Here is a 17,940-nt window from a genome sequence, read left to right on the forward strand (position 1 = left end):
TCCCCTTACTTCAGGTTCTTGCTGACGATGGAGGCCATTTCATCAGCTGTCGTGATCACCTTGGAATTCATTTCGTAAGCGCGCTGGGCCGATATCAGCTCGGTGATTTCCTTCACCGGGTCGACGTTCGAGGATTCCAGGTAGCCCTGCTTCATGTAGCCGAAGCCCTCCTCGTCGGGATTGCCGATGACGGCGTCGCCGGATGCCGGCGTTTCCTGGAAGAGGTTGTCGCCGATCGGCTGAAGGCCCGCCTCGTTGACGAAATCGGCGAGCGTCAGCTGGCCGAGCGTGGTCGGATCGGTCTGGCCTGGCAGCTTGGCGGTCACTTCGCCGGAGCGGCTGATCGTCAGTTCTGTCGAGCCCTGCGGGATGGTGATGCCGGGCAGGACCTCATAGCCGTCGATGGTGACGAGCTGGCCCTGATCGTTCTTGTTGAACGCGCCGGCGCGGGTGTAGAGCGTGGTGCCATCGGTCGACTGGATCTGGAAGAAGCCCTTGCCGATCAGCGCCACGTCGAGGTCGTTGCCGGTCTGGGTAAGTTCGCCCTGGAGATGCAGGTTGCGGACAGCCGAGGTCTGAACGCCGAGGCCGATATTGGCGCCTTCCGGAACGACGGCCTGGTTGGCGCGGTTGGCGACACCCTTGGCGCGTTCGGTCTGGTATAGAAGGTCTGTGAACTCGGCGCGGGCTCGCTTGAAGCCCGTCGTGTTGATGTTCGCGATGTTGTTCGCGATGACTTCCAGATTGGTCTGCTGGGCATCCATGCCCGTTGCTGCGATGGCGAGCGCTCTCATGTGTTCGTCCTCAAATCAGTTACATCTGCATCTTGGTGACGTCGAGAAAGGCCGAGACGACCTTGTCACGGATGGCAATCGCGGTCTGCAGCGTCTGTTCGGCCTGCAGCATGGAATCGACGACTTCACGCGTCGTCGCCGTGCCCTTGATGCCGGCGAAAGACATGCTTTCCGCGCCCTTCAGGCTGTTGACGGCGTCGGTCGCCATGTTGCCCATGACAGAGGCGAAGCTCATGCCGTTGGCTGCGCCCGCGGTGCCCGGCATGGTGGCTGCGGCAGACGACGACGTGGAATTTTCGGCGTCGACGGCGCCGAGCGCGCGGGTCATGGAAAGATTGCTGACATTCTGGACGCTGCTGATCATTATTATTGGCTCTTCAGGAGATCGATCGTGGAGGAGATGAGGTCGCGGGTCTGCTTGATGGTCTGCAGATTGGCGTCATACGAGCGGTTGGCTTCGCGCATGTCGGCCATCTCGACCAGGATATTGACGTTCGGCAGCTTGACGACGCCCTTCTGGTCCGCAGCCGGGTTGCTGGGGTCGAATTCCGTGCTGAAATCGCCTTCGTCGACACCGACCTTCTTGACGTTGACCGTCTCGACGCCGCTGGTGCGATCCATCTGCTGGCCGAAGGTGATCGTCTTGCGGCGATAGGGGTCGGCGCCGGGCGTATCGCCGGTCGAGCGGGCGTTGGCGATGTTTTCCGAGACGATGCGCAGGCGCGTCGACTGTGCCTCGAGCCCCGAACCGGCGATTTTCATTGCTGCTGAAAGCGGATCCATGACTTTTACTTCCTGACGGTCATCAGCATCATGCGGTTGAAGGAGCTGACCAGCGAGGTGTTGAGATCGTACTGGCGCTTGATATCGCCGGACTTGGAAAGTTCTTCGGCCAAACCGACGGTGTTGCCGGATTCCTGAATGCCGATTTCCTGATCGAGCGCGGCATCCTTGACGTCGATATCGCCGCTCTCGCTGAAATCGTTGCCGCTCAGATGCGCCGGATTGGTGCGCGCCATGGTGATCTCGGACTTATCCAGCACGGCGTCGAAGGGCGTGACGTCCTTGGCGTGGAACTTCGGGGTGTTGGCATTCGCGATGTTGCCGGCAACAACCTGCTGACGGATCGTCAGCCATTCCGCCTGCCGCGAAGCCAAGTCGAAAAGTTGGATCGGTTGCATGAGAACTCTCCGTTTTTACTGTCCCGAACCTAGTGGGGTAATCTTGCGTGGGACTTACGGGAATTCAGGCTTTGAGGGCGCTCAGTGAAAGCGGCCTCTAAAAGGAAGAGGCTCCGGCCGGTTCGCGGCGGAGCCCCTGTTGCCTCATGCTTCTGCAAACGGCGTCAGTTGTTCTGGTAGATTTCGCCCTTTGACGTGACGATCACCCACTTGCCGTCGCGCTGCTCGAGCGTTGCGAGACGGCTCTCGTCGGGCAGGATCGAACCGATCCGCACCACATACATGCCCGAAGGGTCCTCGATCAGCGCCCGGCCGTTGGAAACGTGCAGCAGGCGGAAGGAAGACTTGCCGGGGAAAGGCTGATCCTCCTTCAGCATGGCGCCATCACGCTCCTTGCCGAGATTGGAGACGGTCGCCGTCGTCAGCGTATCGATCGGCGGGACCTTCTTGTCCGCCTCGTTCTTGTTGACCATGGCAAGCGGCGAGACACTGAAGACGTTGCGGGCCGGCCAATCCGGCAGCTCGCGGGCGTTGTCGCTTGTGGCGACGTTGATGCCGAACTTGTCCTCGTTGAAGAAGACGTACCAGGGAAAGAAGGCCGACGCGCCGGCGAGCGCCAGGCCGGCAAACGTCAGAAGCCGGTCCAGAATGACGGCCTTCCTGCGCGGCTTCAGGGAAGCGATGCGTTCGTCGTCGAATTCAGCCACGTCTATCTCCTCTGGATGGGTGCGCCCTGATTGCCCATGCCGGCCGCAGCCTTGAGCGCGCCGGCGAGATCGGCGAAGGCATCGGCCGATTCGCGATCACCGGGAGACTGCTTCAGAACGTCGTAAATGATGGGCACCTGCTTGACCGCCATATCGAGATCGGGATCGGCGCCCTGGCGGTAGCCGCCGATCAGGCGCAGGTCGCGCGTTTCCTCGAACCGGTGGATCAGCACCTTCAGCCGCGACACCAGCTTTTCCTGGTCCGGCGTCCAGGCTTTTCGGGCGAGACGCGAGATCGAGGCGAGCGGATCGATCGGCGGATAGCGCCCTTCTTCGGCGAGACTGCGCTGCAGGACGATATGACCGTCCAGGATGCCGCGCGTGGAGTCTGCGATCGGGTCGTTGTGATTGTCGCCGTCGACGAGGATCGAAATGATCGCGGTGATCGTGCCGGCGCCTTCGGGACCGGGACCGGCGCGTTCCAGGAGGCGCGGCAGCTCGGTGAAGACGGAAGCGGGATAACCGCGCGCGATCGGCGGCTCGCCGGAAGCCGTCGCCACCTCGCGAATGGCATGGGCGAAACGCGTGACGCTGTCGACGATGAAAAGGACGTTCTCGCCCTTGTCGCGGAAGTGCTCGGCGATAGTGACCGCCGTCAGCGGCGCCATCTTGCGCAGCATCGGGCTTTCATCGCTGGTTGCGACGACGGCGATCGCCTTCTTCATATTGCTGCCGAGCGTATCCTCGATGAATTCGCGCACTTCACGGCCGCGTTCGCCGACGAGCGCAATCACCACCTTGTCGAAGGCGTCCGCGCGGGCGAGCATGGATAGAAGCGTCGATTTGCCGACGCCGGAACCGGCGAAGATGCCGAGACGCTGCCCGAGGCAGAGCGGCGAGAAGATGTCGATCGCGCGCACGCCGGTCTTGAAGCCGGTTTCGACGCGCTGGCGCGTCATCGAAGGCGGCGCGGTATTGGAGATCGAGCGGCGGTCGAGCCCTTCGGTGATCGGGCCCAGCCCGTCGATCGGCTCACAGAGCGAATTGATTGTGCGCCCGCACCAGCTGTCCGACGGCGAAATGCGGAAGGCGCCCTTGCGGATGACCGTATCGTGGATGCCGATCGGCTCGCCGGGTTCGATCGGGCACACATAGATCAGATCCGGCTCGACGCGCACGACCTCCCCGAGATGGATGCCGGTCGCCGATTTATGGGCGACGAATTCCCCCAGACGTACATGGCGGGAAAGGCCGCGCACCGTGTAATGGCCTGCGGCAATGGTCTGCACGCGACCGCCATGGGCGACGGCGAACTCCGGCGACACGTATCGATCGACGAGGCCCGCCAGATGCGTCAGCTTCGGGGAAAGACTATCTTCGGACAGTAGCGTGCTGCTCATTCTTCAACCCCGCCCTAGCGGCTGCCTCCGAGCGTCTGGACGGCTTCCTTGAACGAATCCTCGCTGTCACGCATCAGCGACGAAATGCTTTCGAAGGCGCGGTTGACTTCGATCAGCTGGGTGATCTCGCGCATGGCGTTGACGTTGGAATTTTCGAGATAACCCTGCTCGACGCCGATGTTGAAGCGGTCGACGACGGCGCGCGGCTGCTCGGTGGTCATGATGCCGCTGTTTTCGTACCGCAGATAACCTTTGCTGATATCCGCTTCGAAGAGGCCTAGAGAGCCGACCTGACGGCCGTTCTGGTAAATGATGCCGTCGGTGCCGACGGCCGGCTCGCCGCCTGTCGTGTTGAGCTGGATCGGCGCGCCGCCGGCGTCGAGAACCGGATATCCCCGGATCGAGACGAGTTCGCCGGTCTCTTTCATCGTGAAGCGGCCATCCCGCGTCAGAACGCGGCCCGCCGGCGTATCGAGCGAAAACCAGGCATCGCCCTTGATGGCGAAATCGAGCATGTTGCCGGTGTGCTGCAATTCGCCGTTCTGCTCGTTCAGATAGTCGTTGCCCTGTGAAACGAAAGCGATTTTGGTATTCAGCTTGTTTTTGGTGTTCGTTACCATCTCGTCGAACTTCACCTCGGTGCCGCGAAAACCGGTCGTGTTCACGTTCGCCATGTTGTCTGCGATGGTGTTCAGGCGCTTTTCGAGCGCCATCTGCGACGACAGAGAAACATAAAGACCGGATTGCATGTCGGTAAGCTCCAAGCATTGGCGATGAACGGAACGAAAAACCGGGCGTCGTTTGATCTGGTTCGGCCGGGATTCGCTGAGGCGGCATCTCAGAAACGGGTGCGGACACCCATTCGTCACCTTTAGCCTGACGGCAGATGCTTGCGCGAAGCTGGCACGCGCAATGGCCTCGCGAGCGGCCCTTTCATCAGCCTCACGCAAGGCAGAAACCCTATCGGTCTCAAAGAAAAGCAACGTTCAGATTGGGCTGACGATGAACATCATTATCGGATTTATAGTGACTTGCGGCTGTGTCATCGGCAGCTTCATGGCGATGGGCGGCCACGTGGAAGCGCTGTTCCAGCCCTTCGAATTCGTCATCATCGGCGGCGCCGGCCTCGGCAGCTTCATCATGGCCAACCCGATGAAGGTGGTGAAGGATTCCGGCAAGGCGCTCGGCGAAGCCTTCAAGCACGCCGTTCCCAAGGAACGCAATTATCTCGATACGCTCGGCGTGCTCTATTCGCTGATGCGCGACCTGCGCACCAAGTCGCGAAACGAAATCGAAGCCCATATCGACAATCCGGCCGAATCGACGATCTTCCAGCAGGCTCCGACCGTTCTGAAAAACAAGGAACTGACCGCCTTCATCTGCGACTACGTGCGCCTGATCATCATCGGCAATGCCCGCAGCCACGAGATCGAGGCGCTGATGGACGAAGAGCTCAACACCATCATGCACGACAAGATGAAGCCGTACCACGCGATCCAGATTATGGGCGACTCCTTCCCCGCGATCGGTATCGTCGCGGCTGTTCTCGGCGTCATCAAGGCGATGGCCCACATCAACGATTCGCCTGAGGTACTCGGTCACCTGATCGGCTCGGCGCTCGTCGGAACCTTCCTCGGCATTCTCCTGTCCTACTGCCTCTGCTCGCCGCTGGTCTCCCAGATCAAGATCGTGCGCAACAAGCAGCACCGCCTCTACGTCATCGTCAAGCAGACGCTGCTTGCCTACATGAACGGCTCGGTGCCGCAGGTCGCTCTCGAATACGGCCGCAAGACGATCTCGGCCTACGAGCGTCCGTCGATCGATGCAGTCGAGCAGGAAATGATGAACCCAGGTGGCGAAAACAAGGCGGCTTAAATGACTACGAGCAATGCTTCGCATGACAAACCGGCAATGGATCCTGCCCTTCTCGCCAAGCTGACAGGCGGGCTCGGCGACAGAGGCAGGGTCGCCAAGATCTGCAGCTCCTTCGGGGACGTCTACAGCGAATTCTTCCCCGACGTCATCAAGAGCGAGACCGGCCTCGACGTGACGGTCAACTATCTCGGCTGCGAGATCGGCTACAAGAACCACCTGATCGACGACCTGAGCGCAAACGTCACGCTCGTCGACGCGGTGTTGCGCAACTGGTCGCAGAACATCACCTTCGCCTGCGGCAACGGTTTCGTCATCACGCTGATGGAGCACCTGCTCGGCGCCACGGCCGATACGATCGAGGAACCGGCCGACCGTTTGCTGTCGGTCATCGAACTCGACCTCGCGGTCATGATCTTCGACAAGATCGCCAAGGTGCTGCGGTCCGCCGTCAACGCGCCGGGCGGTTTCGAACTCAGCCTGTCGGCTCCGCACGCCCATGACACCCGCGCCCGGCCGCCGGAAGACCGGCCGGATGAGTTCGCCGCCGCCATCAACATGTCGATCACGCTGGCCGGCATCGTTTCGGAATTCTCGCTGATCGTTCCTCAGACGGCGCTGCTCAAGACCAACGTGACGCCGCCGAAGCCGAAGCGCCAGGCCGCCAACAAATCGCCTGAATGGACCGAGCAGCTCGGCGACCAGGTCCGCCGCTCGCATGTCACGCTCGAGGCAAAGATCAGGCTACAGGATCTGACGCTGCGCACTATATCGAAGCTGATGGTCGGCGACGTCATTCCGTTCCGCGACCGCGAAGACGTTCGTGTCGAGGTCAGCGCCAACAGCAAGGAACTTTACGTGTGCGAGTTCGGACGTTCAGGCGAAAACTACATGGTCCGCGTCAAGGATACGATGAATTCGGATGACGAACTCATCCGTCATTTAATGAATTAATCGGTTCTCTGGCTTTTGGGCTGCAAAGGCAGTTTGAGGCAAGTTTCAACTGGAATAGTGATTTCATGGCAACGAAGAAAACACAGCAGAACAGCGACTTCCCCCTGGACGTTCCGGGCAGCGAGGCCGATCTCGACCAGGCGATCGACGATCTGCGCGGCGTGCTGAAGCAGGATGCCGATGGCGACCTGTCGCAGTTTGGCGGCGACCTCGAGAATGATGCTTTCGCAGCAGGAACGGATCTGGCCGCCTTTGGCGGCGAGGTTTCGGATTCCCCGTTCGGCGGCGACGATTTCGGCGGCGATTTCGGCGCCGGCAATGCCAGCCCGGCTGCAGGCATGGATTTCGGCGGCAGCTCATCGTTCGAGGCGTCGCCGGCTCCGCTCGGCAGCGCGCTGAGTTCGAACTTCGAACTGATCATGGACATTCCGATCGATGTCCAGATCATGCTCGGCACCAGCCGGATGCAGGTTTCCGGCCTGATGAATCTCAACGAAGGGGCGACGATCGCCCTCGACAAGAAGATCGGCGAACCGGTCGAGATTATGGTGAACGGCCGCAGGATTGCACGCGGCGAGATTACGGTGCTTGATAACGACGACACGCGATTCGGTGTGAAACTGATAGAAGTTTTGAGCACGAAGAAAGCCTGATCCCTGTGTGGGACGGAGAGGTTAGACCATGATGGACTTTGACGATTTCGGCGGCGCGCTAGCCGGGAAACCGTTGACCCAGGCTGAAAAGGCGGCGGCTGTTCTTCTCGCTATGGGAAAGGGAGTCGCCGGCCGGCTGTTGAAATATTTCACCCAGGCCGAATTGCAGACCATTATCTCATCCGCCCAGTCGCTGCGCGCCATTCCGCCGGACGAACTGCTGTCGCTCGTCGGCGAATTCGAAGACCTCTTCACCGAGGGCGCCGGCCTGATGGACAACGCCAAGGCGATCGAGGCCATTCTGGAAGAAGGCCTGACGCCCGACGAAGTCGACAGCCTGCTCGGCCGCCGCACCGCATTCCAAGCCTACGAGACTTCGATCTGGGATCGTCTGAGCGAAGCCGAGCCCGGGTTCGTCGCACAGTTCCTGCTGCGCGAACATCCACAGACCGTCGCCTATATTCTTTCGATGATGCCCTCCTCCTTCGGCGCCAAGGTGCTGCTGCAGCTTCCCGACAATCGCCGCGCCGACATCATGAACCGCACGGTCAACATGAAGACCGTCAGCCCGAAGGCCGCGCAGATCATCGAAAACCAGGTCATGACGCTGCTCGCCGAAGTCGAGGCAGAGCGCAATGCGGCCGGCTCGACGAAGGTCGCCGACCTGATGAACGAGCTCGACAAGCCGCAGGTCGACACGCTGCTCACCTCACTCGAATCGATCAGCCGCGAATCGGTCAACAAGGTCCGTCCGAAGATCTTCCTCTTCGAAGACCTCATGTACATGCCGCAGCGCAGCCGCGTCATGCTGCTCAACGACATCTCGACGGATGTGCTTACCGTCGCGCTGCGCGGTGCGCCCCCCGAGATCCGCGAATCGGTTCTGTCCGCCATCAGCCCGCGCCAGCGCCGCATGATCGAATCGGATCTGCAGAGCGGCATGGGCGGCGTCAATCCGCGCGAGATCGCCATCGCTCGCCGCGCCGTGGCGCAGGAAGCGATTCGCCTGGCCAACTCGGGCCAGATCGAGCTCAAGGAGAAGGAAGGCGACGCTTCGGCGGCCGCCTAACTCTTCGAGACTGTTGACAAATCAAGCATGCCGCAAGGCGGCTGTTGATCGCCGTGCCACGGGCGATTACCCTTCCAATGATAGGTCGTGCTCCAAAGCGCCTCGTATGCTTAAATCATGCGAGGCGCTTTAGGTTTTTGCTTTGATGCATATCGTCATCCCAAAACCGCTGCACGCTTTCGGGCGGCATGCATCGGCTGCGGCCTGTTTCTTTGACGGAGGGCCGCGACTTGGCAGATGATGACAAGGACAGCAAAACAGAAGCCCCGACCGCGAAGAAACGAAGCGATGCCGCGGAGAAAGGCAATGTGCCGTTTTCGCGCGAGCTGTCGATCTTCTCGACCATCCTCGCCACCTTCATCTATCTGGTGTTCTTCCTTCCTGACGCCGTCGGGCGCATGAACGAGACGCTGCGCGACATTTTCGAGCAGCCCGACCAGTGGAAAATCGAGACGGGGCCGGACATTCTGGCGCTCTTCATCCGGCTCGGCTGGGCGAGCGCTGCGCTGCTGGCGCCTGCCTTCATCCTGTTCATGGTGTTCGGCATCGCCTCCTCCATCTTCCAGAATTTGCCGACGCCCGTGCTCGAGCGTATCCGGCCGCAGGCCTCTCGCATCTCCATCGTCAAAGGCTGGTCGCGGCTCTTCAGCCTGCCCGGCCTCATCGAATTCGGAAAATCGCTGTTCAAGGTCGTCATCGTCGGGGTGATTCTGTTCTTCGTGCTGAGAAGCGAATATTTCAGCTCGATCGACGCGATGTTCTCCGATCCGCAGACGATCCTCGTGCGGATGACGACGGCGATGCGCAAGATCATCATCGTCATGCTGATCGCCACCGCGATCGTCGCGATCGCCGATCTTTTCTGGTCGCGGCATCACTGGTTCACCGAACTGAAGATGACGCGGCATGAGGTGAAGGAAGAAAACAAGCAGGCGCAGGGCGACCCCTTCGTCAAGAGCCGGCAGCGCTCGCTGATGCGCGACCGCGCGCGCCGGCGCATGATCGCCAACGTGCACCGTGCGACGCTCGTCATCGCCAACCCGACACACTATGCGGTGGCGCTGCGCTACGCGCGCGAGGAAAACGACGCGCCGGTGGTGCTGGCCAAGGGCCAGGACCTCATCGCGCTGAAGATCAGGGAGATCGCCGAGAAAAACGGCATACCGGTGTTCGAAGATCCGCCGCTTGCCCGCTCCATGTTTGCGCAAGTCTCGGTCGATAGTGTCATACCGTCAGTCTTCTATAAGGCCGTTGCGGAGCTGATCCATCGGGTCTACGCCGCAGACGCCAAGAACAAACGGGTAAGATAAGCCGAATGAAAAAATGCCCTCACTCTGCCCAACGTGAAAAGATCCTCGCCAACGCGATCAGCCCGGTCGCGACAGAACTGTCGCCTTCTGGATGCTTCTGACCTCATTTCACTGCTGCGCTTCGAGTATTACGGCAATCTTTCCGATCTCGTCGCTTCGGCGGCGGAGCTTTTCTTTCATCCGGGCACGGTGAACTTCGGCCTTGGCGGGAACTATACGCTGGAGTGGGGCGGCAAGCCCGAGGTCGTTCTCGATCTGGAAATCAAGCCGCGCGGCGTCACCGTCTACGCGCAGCTCACCCTTGCCGAAGACCACGCCGGCATCGAGATCAACCACATCGCGTTTCAGGATCCCTCGGCCGATCCCGATGAGAATACCCGCTTCCTGGCAAAGAGCCTTCGGGAATCGCGCTACAACGTGAACCAGCCGCCGCAGGCCCTGGCCAGCTGACGTCTTCAAGACAAGAAAGCTTTCATCGGCTCTTTCGAAAAAGCCGATCCATCCGGTTCAGCTGATGTAGCCGAGCCGGATCGCCTTGGCGATCGCCTGAATGCGATTGACGGAATCGAGCTTGATGGTCGCCGAGCCGAGATAGGCGTTTACGGTGTGCACGGACAGGCCGAGCTTTTCGGCGATCTCTTCGCTGATGCGGCCGTCGCCGGCAAGCTGGAGACAGGCGATCTCGCGTTCGCTGAGCGCCTCGGCGGCAGCCGTTCGGCGTTCGTCGAGCGAGAGCAGATCCATCATGATATGGCAGCAGCGCCCGTGCAATTCGACGATCGTATCGCTCGAGGGGTCGATCTCATCGCCGGTGAAAAGGATGAAGCCGTTGCCGACGGCGCCGAGCCGCACGGGAAAGGCGAGGCCGGAAAAAGGCAGGATACCGTCCTGCAGCCGCGTCATGAACGGTGAGAAATCCGCCGAGCCTGGTGCCGAGCGATCGTAGCCGCCGGCCCATGAGAGCGGCAGCAGCGATTTATCGATATGATCGAGAAGAATATCGCCGTAGGCATCCGTGAAGGCCTTGCCGAACCCGGCATTGGCTGAGCCCCAGTTCTCGAGCTCGCAGACCAGGCGCTGCTTTGCCGGCAGCCCCGAGCCGCTGACGCGAAAGATCGCAAAGCCTTGGGCATCGGCGAGCTTCTGCATCGCGATCAGCCGCGGGAACAGGTCGGACCGGCTGGAAATCCTGTTCACACGCACCATGCGCAGTTGCTCCGCGCTGCTCATCGTCCTGCCTGATGATGGATGCGCCATGGAGCCCCCTATACGAGATTGTTGCGGACGGCGAAGGCAATGGCCTCGGACCGGGTCTTGGTCGCCGTCTTGCGCATCACGCTGGTGATGTAATTGTTGATGGTATTACGGGAGATTCCGAGGATCATCGCGATTTCATCGCTGGTCTTGCCCTCGGCGATCCAGAACAGGCATTCCAGCTCCCGGTCCGTCAGTTCGAAATCGCGATCGACCCGCGTGCCGCCGCAGCGGAGGAAGCTGGCGACATAACCCGCAAGCAGCCCCACGTCCCGCAGGCGCTCCGGCGAAAGGATGAACCCCTCGCCGAACAGGAACATCAAAGCCAGCCGCGACCGGCCGACATTGAAGGTCAATGAACAATATTGGCGGCTGGCGCCATCCGGCACATCGGCGTCATCGGGCAGAAGAGCGAAGTTCGGCTGGAAGACCTGCATGCATTTTTCCAGCTCGGTCGAACGGGCATAGCCGCTGACCAGATCGTTGGCGATATCCTTGACCAGATCGAACGGCCAATCCGACGAAACGATGAAATCAAGGCCGTTTTCCTGGATGAGATCACAGCGCGCCAGAAGATAGTGCGAAGCACCGACATATTCGGTCAGCGCACGCAGACCGGACTGCAACCTCCCAGTGTCGGCGACACCGTGCAGGCGCTGAATCAGCTCGTCGCGCGGCAATAAAGCCGGTGCCACCACGCTCGCGAAATTCGCCATTTGCCTCTCGCCTTTGCTCGCCTGAAATATCGTCATTTCCACTGGCAATTTCCTGCGGCTGAGGAACGATCAAACTCGGTGCAACAGCATTTTTTTTGTAAAGGATTCAACTCAAGCCCCGCTCGAATCCCATTTCGAATCACCTAAGGGTAAGTCAGCCGATGTAAATCACCATCTCCGACTTCTAGGGATTTACTTTCGCTGCCGCTCGTGCCGTGATTCGAGGACCAATTGCGCCCCTCAGAATACAGGGAAAGCTAAGATGATTCTGGCTGTATCGCAACTTGATTCGCGTTTTACGCGAGTGATCCTCAACAGTTTTATCCAGCTTCTCCAGGACGGCGTTTCAACGCGGCCGGGCTAAGCCCAGCGCGAACATGAAAAAAGGCCGGTTGCCCGGCCTCTTTCTTACGCTGCGTCGTCGATTGCCCATTTCCTGAGGATTTTCGCTGCGCGCTCCTCGTTGATCTCGACCATGCGGGAAAGTTTGCGTTCCGGGCCTTCCTTGACGCGGCGATTGAAGTTGCCGTCGTCGTCGCCGAGGCTGAGCAGATCCTCGGTGCTGTCGAAGCCGAAGTCGGATCCGAAGCCGTCCATGAGTGCCCCTCCGGGCGCTCCGGCCGCCGGGGCGAAGTCCGGCAGTTCGAGGCCGGCCGCTTCCGGCGTGGCATCGCCGAGCACCGAGCTGGAACCGTTGCCGCTGACGCTGCGCACCAGAGGCCGCAGGCCCATCCAGACCACCACGAAGGCGACTGCGACGAAGGCGAGCGAGTTGATGATGCCGGCGAGGTTGCGGCTCAGCATGTCCATGACGTGGACGCCGCCGCTGGCTTCTTCGAGCAGCTGGTTCTCGAGGAAGTCCATGGCCGTGACGGTGACGACGTCACCACGCTTGGCATCGATGCCGGCCGCCGAAGCGACGATCTTCTGCATTTCGGCGAGATAGGCGTCGACCTTGGCCTGATCGGCGGGTTCACCGACCATTTTCGAGATGCGGCCCTTGTTGACCACCACGGCGATCGAGAGCTTCTCGACCTTGTAGCTGTTGCGGGTCGTCGCCGTCGTCTTGCTGTTGATTTCGTAGTTGGTCTGCTCTTCGCGCTTGTCGGACTTGTCCTGCGATTCCGGTCCGCCGGCGCCGCCCGCATCGGGAGCGGCCTGGGGAATGTTCTGCTCGACGGTCGTGGCGCTGTCGGACTGCTTCTGCTGCGACTGCTGGGCTTCCTTCGTCGAGCGGACGGAGCGTTCGACCTTGGATTCGGGATCGTAGACCGTTTCCTGGATCTGCTGGGCGTCCGTATTGAGATCGGCGGTGACGCTGGAGCGGAAGTTGTCCATGCCGAGGAAGGGCGCCAAGGCCTTGTCGATGTTGGATTCGACTTCCTGCTGGACGTTCTGGACGATGTTGAGCGAGCGGTTCAGCGAGCTGTTGCTCGTCTCGTCGCCGGACGCGAGCAACTGACCGGCGGAATCGAGGATCGTCACGTCGTCGACGTCAAGCCCCGGTACGGCCGAGGCGACGAGGTGGCGGATCGACGTCGCCGCGCCGCGTCCGGTGGCAGCGCTTGCGCGAATCATGACGGAGGCGGTCGGTTTCTGTTCGGCCTTCCGGAAGTTACCGACTTCCGGCATGACGATATGGACGCGAGCGGCCGTGATGCCCGAGATCGACTGGATGGTGCGTGCGATTTCGCCTTCGAGCGCCCGAACCCGCGTCACTTCCTGCATGAAGGAGGTCAGGCCGAGGGAGCCGACATTGTCGAAGAGTTCGTAACCGGCATTGGCGCTGTTCGGCAGGCCGCGCTCGGCAAGCATCAGGCGGGCCTTGCCCGTCATCCCTGCCGGGACGGTGATGCTGGAGCCATCCGTGCCGACCTGGAAATTGATATTGGCTTCGGCAAGCGCCATGCTGATCTGGTTGAGATCCGGCGAATCCAGGCCGACGTAGAGCGTTTCCTGTGCCGGTTTGTTGACGAAAAGGGCAGCCGCAAGGACGATTGCGATGGAAACGGCGCCGACGCCTCCGAGAATCATCAGCCGTGTTCGGCCTAGGGCGCCAAAGTTCTTAAAAATCTGAACTAATTGATTTAACAGATTCATTCTGTTCTCGCACGATCCGTCAAAGACAAAGCAGGCTTATTGCCTCATCTGACGAATAATCGGCGAAACTTGTGCGAGCGTTTCGTGAAGCGCGAGCGGAGCGGAAAGCTCCTTGTTTTCATGCAGGCCGTCATCCCGGAACCGCGGCACGCTTCCGGGCGACATGAATTAGAAGAAATCGAAGTCGCCGGCGGCCTTGCTCAGCGGCTGGGAATGGCCGTGGCGCAGGGCGCCGCCCAGAGCCTTCTGCATCTCCGCCAGCTTGACGAGGCTGAGGGCGGTGGCGACATCGACCGTCCAGCCATGCGGGATTTCGCCGGTGATGGTGTCGATGAATTCGGCAATGCCGCGCGACTTCTGCACGGCCAGATCGATACCCTGCATGACCTTCATGGCGTCAGGCGAGTTCAGGATCTCGGCGCCGCCGAGGTCGAGAAGCTGCGGTTCGATACGCTCGATGAGGTAGGCGACATCGTGCAGTTCGGAAACGATGCGCATCAGGATGTCGCTCAGCGCCTCGACAGGCGCTGGCGGCTCGATCACCGGGGTAAAGGTCATATGAAAATCCTCGCCATCAAAAAAATTCGATACTGGTTTCGGCGGGCTTCTGCGGAGCGGCGGGACGCTGCTCGAGAGCGACGGTTTTCTGCGTTTCGGCGCCGGTCAGGGGGTATTGCCGGGCACGACCGGAGACCGGCCAATATTCAAGCTTGCGTCCATGTTCTCCGCCGGTGGAGGAGCCGACCACCGGAATGCCTTCATCCCTCAGGAACTGCATGGCGAAGGCCGCGTTCTGCTCACCGACATTGGAAAATGTCGAGATCGTCTTCGCGCCGCCGAAGATCTTCGCCTCCAGCCGGTCGCGCCGGGCGCCCTGCTTCAGGAGACCGTTGATCAGCAGTTCCATCAGATGCACGCCGTAGCGCGTGGCATCGCCGCCTGACATCGGCGATATGGCCGAACCGGGCAGCAGGAAGTGGTTCATGCCGCCGACACCGGCGACGGGGTCCCGGAGGCACGCAGCCACGCACGAGCCGAGAATGGTCGAGAGCACCGCATTCGGGTCGCTCAGAACCTTGTACTCGCCCTGAATGATGTGCACGCGGCGGGCTGCCCCCTCATTGATCATTTCAAGGCTCCAAACACGGCTTCGATAGCCGCCTTCATCTTTTCGATCGTGAACGGCTTTGCGAGCACGTTGTTGGCGCCGAGCTGGGCCGCCTTCTGCACCAGCGCGCGGTCGCCCTGGGCGGTGAGGATGATGAAGGCCGCCTTCTTGGTGTTGGGATTGGTGCGCACGGCCTGAAGGAAGCCGATGCCATCCATCTTCGGCATGTTGAAGTCCGAGATTACCAGGTGGTGCGGTTGCTCGGCCATGATCTTCATGCCCTGCTCGCCGTCGCCTGCGGACGTGATCTGCTTGAAACCGAGCTGGGTCAGCGCATCGCTGAGCAGCAACCGGCTCGTTACCTGATCATCGACGATCAGAACTTTGATTTTCTCCGCGATCGACATTATTCGGTCCCTTCCTTTCGGGCGGCTGTCATTTTCAATATTTCCTCACCGATGGCAGACAGCGGCAGCTGCTGCTCAACGGCGCCAAGTTCATGAGCAACCCTTGGCATTCCGTAAACGACACAGGTTTTTTCGTTCTGGCCGAGCGTTCTGGCGCCGGCGTGGCGCATTTTCAACAATCCGGCCGCGCCATCGCGGCCCATTCCGGTCAGGATCACGCCGACGGCGTTGCGGCCCGCCAGTTCCGCGACCGAATCGAAGAGCACGTCGACCGATGGGCGATGCCCGTTGACCGGCGGCCGGTCGATAAGACGGCAGCACGGCGCGGAGGCGCCGCTCACCTGAAGATGACGCTCGCCGCCGGGCGCCAGATAGATCTTGCCGATCTCGAGGCGGGCGCCGTCGGTCGCCTCCTGCACCACCGGCGCGCAGAGGCGATTGAGGCGCTCGGCGAAGCTCTTGGTGAAGGTCGGCGGCATATGCTGGGTGATGACGGTCGGCGGGCAATTTGCCGGAAACTTCTGCAGCACGGCGATCAAAGCTTCGACCCCGCCGGTCGACGAGCCGATCGCGACGATCTTGCGGCCGACGCGGAAATCGGCGACGGAGGGCGGCGGCGCGACGACGGCGGCCGGCTGAGAGAACTGGCGCTGCGTGCGCGCGGCCGCCTTGACCTTCTCGGCAAGGTCGCCGAAGGGCCTGGGTTCGCCGGGCGCCGGCTTGCCGACGCAGTCGAAAGCGCCGATCTCCAGCGCCGCAAGGGTAGCCTCGGCGCCGCGATGCGTCATCGTCGATACCATGATGACCGGCATCGGCCGCAGCGTCATGATCTTTTCGAGGAAATCGAGGCCGTTCATGTTCGGCATCTCGATATCGAGCGTTACGACATCGGGGTTCAGCCGCTTGATCGCCTCGCGCGCCTCCAGCGCGTCGCCGGCCTGGCCGATGACGTTGACCTCGGGGTCCGAACTCAGGACAGCGGTGATCAGACCGCGCATCGTCGGCGAGTCGTCAACAACGAGAACCCTTGCCGGCGCACTCATGCCTTCCTCCCGAGACCCTTGGTCGTGTAGCGATAGGTCGTGATGCCGATATTGTCGAAGACGTTTTTCGCCTCGCCCGACACACGCTCGGAATGGCCGATATAGAGATGGCCGCCTTCCGGCAGCAGGCCGGCGAAACGCTGCCAGATCTTCATCTGCGTCGGCTCGTCGAAATAGATGACGACGTTGCGGCAGAAGATGACGTCGAACTTGCCCTTGAACGGCCACTGCGCCATCAGGTTCAGCTCGTTATAGGTGATCAGCCGCTTGACGCGGTCGTCGACCTGGAATTTCCGGCGGCCCTGCACCTCGACTTCGCTGAACCACTGCTTGCGCATGGCGGGCGATACGGTTTCGAGCGCGGCTTCGTCATAGGCGCCGGCGCGGGCGATCGCGAGGATCTTCGGGTCGATGTCGGTCGCCAGGATCTTGAAGTCGTAGTCGGCGGCGTTCGGCATCAGCGACAAGACCGTCAGCGCGATCGAATAGGGCTCCTGCCCGTCGGAGGAGGCGGCCGACCAGATGCGCACCCTGCCGCCGGACCTCGCCCGCTGCAGAAGTTCCGGCAGGACGTGATCGCGCAGATGCTCGAAATGATGGTTTTCGCGAAAGAAGCGCGTGAAATTGGTCGTCAGATGCGACAGCATCTCGCGGCGCGCCGCAGCACCGGCCGGCGAAGCGACGAGGGCGCAATATTCCCGGAAACCGGACAGGCCGAGATTGCGGATATGTTTCGACAGGCGCGAATAGACGAGCGAAGCCTTCGTCTCGTTGAGGAAGATGCCGGCATCCGAATAGATCATCGCGGCGATTTCCGTGAGATCGCGGCGCGTCAGCGGGTATTCCCCGCTCGCCAGGACCTCGTCGGCTCCCTGCCTCTGATCTTTTGCGCCCATTGCATTCATGCGGCTTCGCTTTCGGTTTCGGAAAAGAGGGCTTCGAGTTCGATCAGGCAGATCATGCGCTTATCGATGGCGAGGATGCCGCGGGCGAACTGACGCTCGAGGTCGGAGGAAATCTCGGGCGTCGGCTGGATGATCTCGTCGGTCACCGTCAGGATGTCGGAAACGGCATCGACCAGGAGGCCGACGACCTTGCGCCGGACCTGGGCGACGATGATGACGTGACGGGCTGTGGGATCGGCCGGCTTCATGCCGAGCCGGGCCGAAAGGTCGATGATCGGCAGCACGGCGCCGCGCAGGTTGATGACTCCAAGCATATAGGCCGGCGAGTGCGGCATCGCGGTCGCCGGGGTCCAGCCCCGGATTTCGCGAACCGACATGATGTTCACGCAAAACTCCTGATCGCCGATGCGGAACGCGATCAGCTCGCGGTCCCCTTCGCTCAGACTTTTTACGGTGTACGACATCGC

The 17,940-nt window shown here is 61.1% G+C and carries 21 protein-coding genes and 1 pseudogene; 6 read left to right on the plus strand and 16 right to left on the minus strand.

The features are described from left to right. Positions 1-5: 5 nt before the first annotated feature. The 7 genes from flgG to flgF form a co-directional block, all read right to left on the minus strand. Complete coding sequence (flgG, locus tag QD408_RS21365; protein ID WP_088680436.1) at positions 6-794, minus strand: flagellar basal-body rod protein FlgG; 789 nt, start codon at positions 792-794, stop codon at positions 6-8. A 19-nt stretch (positions 795-813) separates the two neighbouring features. Then, positions 814-1,158, minus strand: coding sequence for a flagellar hook-basal body complex protein FliE (locus QD408_RS21370; protein WP_088680435.1), 345 nt, complete (start codon positions 1,156-1,158; stop codon positions 814-816). Between the two features lie 2 nt (positions 1,159-1,160). Further along, a complete protein-coding gene (flgC, locus tag QD408_RS21375; protein ID WP_028755550.1) occupies positions 1,161-1,577 on the minus strand; it encodes a flagellar basal body rod protein FlgC in 417 nt (138 codons plus the stop codon). Positions 1,578-1,582: 5 nt separating this feature from the next. Further along, entirely contained in the window at positions 1,583-1,975 is a 393-nt protein-coding gene (flgB, locus tag QD408_RS21380) for a flagellar basal body rod protein FlgB (RefSeq protein WP_088680434.1), read from the minus strand. A gap of 164 nt (positions 1,976-2,139) precedes the next feature. Continuing rightward, positions 2,140-2,682, minus strand: a complete 543-nt coding sequence (locus tag QD408_RS21385; RefSeq protein ID WP_088680433.1) for a flagellar protein — start codon at positions 2,680-2,682, stop codon at positions 2,140-2,142. Between the two features lie 2 nt (positions 2,683-2,684). Continuing rightward, entirely contained in the window at positions 2,685-4,082 is a 1,398-nt protein-coding gene (gene fliI, locus QD408_RS21390; protein WP_088680432.1) for a flagellar protein export ATPase FliI, read from the minus strand. Between the two features lie 14 nt (positions 4,083-4,096). After that, complete coding sequence (gene flgF, locus QD408_RS21395; protein WP_088680431.1) at positions 4,097-4,831, minus strand: flagellar basal-body rod protein FlgF; 735 nt, start codon at positions 4,829-4,831, stop codon at positions 4,097-4,099. A 253-nt stretch (positions 4,832-5,084) separates the two neighbouring features. Between flgF and motA the strand changes: the two genes are divergently transcribed. The 6 genes and pseudogenes from motA (at position 5,085) to QD408_RS21425 (ending at position 10,390) form a co-directional block, all read left to right on the plus strand. Further along, the gene (gene motA / locus QD408_RS21400; RefSeq protein WP_088680430.1) at positions 5,085-5,957 is read left to right on the plus strand and encodes a flagellar motor stator protein MotA; all 873 of its coding nucleotides are present in this window, start codon (positions 5,085-5,087) and stop codon (positions 5,955-5,957) included. Next, entirely contained in the window at positions 5,958-6,908 is a 951-nt protein-coding gene (locus QD408_RS21405; protein WP_414140675.1) for a FliM/FliN family flagellar motor switch protein, read from the plus strand. A gap of 65 nt (positions 6,909-6,973) precedes the next feature. Continuing rightward, positions 6,974-7,561 (plus strand): flagellar motor switch protein FliN, encoded by a 588-nt coding sequence (fliN, locus tag QD408_RS21410; RefSeq protein WP_088680428.1) that lies wholly within the window; start codon positions 6,974-6,976, stop codon positions 7,559-7,561. A 28-nt stretch (positions 7,562-7,589) separates the two neighbouring features. Then, positions 7,590-8,630 (plus strand): flagellar motor switch protein FliG, encoded by a 1,041-nt coding sequence (gene fliG, locus QD408_RS21415; RefSeq protein ID WP_088680427.1) that lies wholly within the window; start codon positions 7,590-7,592, stop codon positions 8,628-8,630. Positions 8,631-8,860: 230 nt separating this feature from the next. Further along, the gene (gene flhB / locus QD408_RS21420; protein WP_414140676.1) at positions 8,861-9,940 is read left to right on the plus strand and encodes a flagellar biosynthesis protein FlhB; all 1,080 of its coding nucleotides are present in this window, start codon (positions 8,861-8,863) and stop codon (positions 9,938-9,940) included. 5 nt (positions 9,941-9,945) lie between these two features. Continuing rightward, a pseudogene (locus QD408_RS21425) lies at positions 9,946-10,390 on the plus strand (hypothetical protein). Positions 10,391-10,447: 57 nt separating this feature from the next. Here the strand turns inward: QD408_RS21425 and visR are convergent. The 9 genes from visR to QD408_RS21470 form a co-directional block, all read right to left on the minus strand. Then, positions 10,448-11,197, minus strand: coding sequence for a transcriptional regulator VisR (gene visR, locus QD408_RS21430; protein WP_414140677.1), 750 nt, complete (start codon positions 11,195-11,197; stop codon positions 10,448-10,450). Positions 11,198-11,205: 8 nt separating this feature from the next. Next, positions 11,206-11,946 carry a transcriptional regulator VisN gene (visN, locus tag QD408_RS21435; protein WP_414140678.1) on the minus strand — a complete coding sequence of 247 codons (741 nt, stop codon included), beginning with the start codon at positions 11,944-11,946 and terminating at the stop codon, positions 11,206-11,208. A gap of 372 nt (positions 11,947-12,318) precedes the next feature. Beyond that, positions 12,319-14,010, minus strand: coding sequence for a flagellar basal-body MS-ring/collar protein FliF (gene fliF, locus QD408_RS21440; protein ID WP_088680422.1), 1,692 nt, complete (start codon positions 14,008-14,010; stop codon positions 12,319-12,321). Positions 14,011-14,178: 168 nt separating this feature from the next. Then, the gene (gene cheT, locus QD408_RS21445) at positions 14,179-14,568 is read right to left on the minus strand and encodes a chemotaxis protein CheT (RefSeq protein ID WP_088680421.1); all 390 of its coding nucleotides are present in this window, start codon (positions 14,566-14,568) and stop codon (positions 14,179-14,181) included. Positions 14,569-14,584: 16 nt separating this feature from the next. After that, complete coding sequence (gene cheD / locus QD408_RS21450) at positions 14,585-15,139, minus strand: chemoreceptor glutamine deamidase CheD (RefSeq protein WP_414140679.1); 555 nt, start codon at positions 15,137-15,139, stop codon at positions 14,585-14,587. After that, complete coding sequence (locus tag QD408_RS21455; protein WP_003556488.1) at positions 15,136-15,525, minus strand: response regulator; 390 nt, start codon at positions 15,523-15,525, stop codon at positions 15,136-15,138. Before QD408_RS21455 ends, cheD begins: the two co-directional genes overlap by 4 nt. After that, positions 15,525-16,568, minus strand: coding sequence for a protein-glutamate O-methylesterase CheB (gene cheB / locus QD408_RS21460; protein ID WP_088680419.1), 1,044 nt, complete (start codon positions 16,566-16,568; stop codon positions 15,525-15,527). Before cheB ends, QD408_RS21455 begins: the two co-directional genes overlap by 1 nt. Next, entirely contained in the window at positions 16,565-17,473 is a 909-nt protein-coding gene (cheR, locus tag QD408_RS21465) for a protein-glutamate O-methyltransferase CheR (protein WP_414140680.1), read from the minus strand. The genes cheB and cheR overlap by 4 nt, the downstream gene beginning before the upstream one ends. Then, complete coding sequence (locus QD408_RS21470; protein ID WP_088680417.1) at positions 17,470-17,937, minus strand: chemotaxis protein CheW; 468 nt, start codon at positions 17,935-17,937, stop codon at positions 17,470-17,472. Before QD408_RS21470 ends, cheR begins: the two co-directional genes overlap by 4 nt. Between the last annotated feature and the right edge of the window lie 3 nt (positions 17,938-17,940).

It is taken from the genome of Rhizobium sp. BR 249, from assembly GCF_047445895.1.
GTDB lineage: Bacteria > Pseudomonadota > Alphaproteobacteria > Rhizobiales > Rhizobiaceae > Rhizobium.

Excerpts from the sequence above, each read along its gene's own strand:
- flgG (WP_088680436.1), bottom strand. The coding sequence starts at position 794 with ATGAGAGCGCTCGCCATCGCAGCAACGGGCATGGATGCCCAGCAGACC.
- QD408_RS21370 (WP_088680435.1), bottom strand. The coding sequence starts at position 1,158 with ATGATCAGCAGCGTCCAGAATGTCAGCAATCTTTCCATGACCCGCGCG.
- flgC (WP_028755550.1), bottom strand. The coding sequence starts at position 1,577 with ATGGATCCGCTTTCAGCAGCAATGAAAATCGCCGGTTCGGGGCTCGAG.
- flgB (WP_088680434.1), bottom strand. The coding sequence starts at position 1,975 with ATGCAACCGATCCAACTTTTCGACTTGGCTTCGCGGCAGGCGGAATGG.
- fliI (WP_088680432.1), bottom strand. The coding sequence starts at position 4,082 with ATGAGCAGCACGCTACTGTCCGAAGATAGTCTTTCCCCGAAGCTGACG.
- flgF (WP_088680431.1), bottom strand. The coding sequence starts at position 4,831 with ATGCAATCCGGTCTTTATGTTTCTCTGTCGTCGCAGATGGCGCTCGAA.
- motA (WP_088680430.1), top strand. The coding sequence starts at position 5,085 with ATGAACATCATTATCGGATTTATAGTGACTTGCGGCTGTGTCATCGGC.
- QD408_RS21405 (WP_414140675.1), top strand. The coding sequence starts at position 5,958 with ATGACTACGAGCAATGCTTCGCATGACAAACCGGCAATGGATCCTGCC.
- fliN (WP_088680428.1), top strand. The coding sequence starts at position 6,974 with ATGGCAACGAAGAAAACACAGCAGAACAGCGACTTCCCCCTGGACGTT.
- fliG (WP_088680427.1), top strand. The coding sequence starts at position 7,590 with ATGATGGACTTTGACGATTTCGGCGGCGCGCTAGCCGGGAAACCGTTG.
- visR (WP_414140677.1), bottom strand. The coding sequence starts at position 11,197 with ATGGCGCATCCATCATCAGGCAGGACGATGAGCAGCGCGGAGCAACTG.
- visN (WP_414140678.1), bottom strand. The coding sequence starts at position 11,946 with ATGACGATATTTCAGGCGAGCAAAGGCGAGAGGCAAATGGCGAATTTC.
- fliF (WP_088680422.1), bottom strand. The coding sequence starts at position 14,010 with ATGAATCTGTTAAATCAATTAGTTCAGATTTTTAAGAACTTTGGCGCC.
- cheT (WP_088680421.1), bottom strand. The coding sequence starts at position 14,568 with ATGACCTTTACCCCGGTGATCGAGCCGCCAGCGCCTGTCGAGGCGCTG.
- cheD (WP_414140679.1), bottom strand. The coding sequence starts at position 15,139 with ATGATCAATGAGGGGGCAGCCCGCCGCGTGCACATCATTCAGGGCGAG.
- QD408_RS21455 (WP_003556488.1), bottom strand. The coding sequence starts at position 15,525 with ATGTCGATCGCGGAGAAAATCAAAGTTCTGATCGTCGATGATCAGGTA.
- cheB (WP_088680419.1), bottom strand. The coding sequence starts at position 16,568 with ATGAGTGCGCCGGCAAGGGTTCTCGTTGTTGACGACTCGCCGACGATG.
- cheR (WP_414140680.1), bottom strand. The coding sequence starts at position 17,473 with ATGAATGCAATGGGCGCAAAAGATCAGAGGCAGGGAGCCGACGAGGTC.
- QD408_RS21470 (WP_088680417.1), bottom strand. The coding sequence starts at position 17,937 with ATGTCGTACACCGTAAAAAGTCTGAGCGAAGGGGACCGCGAGCTGATC.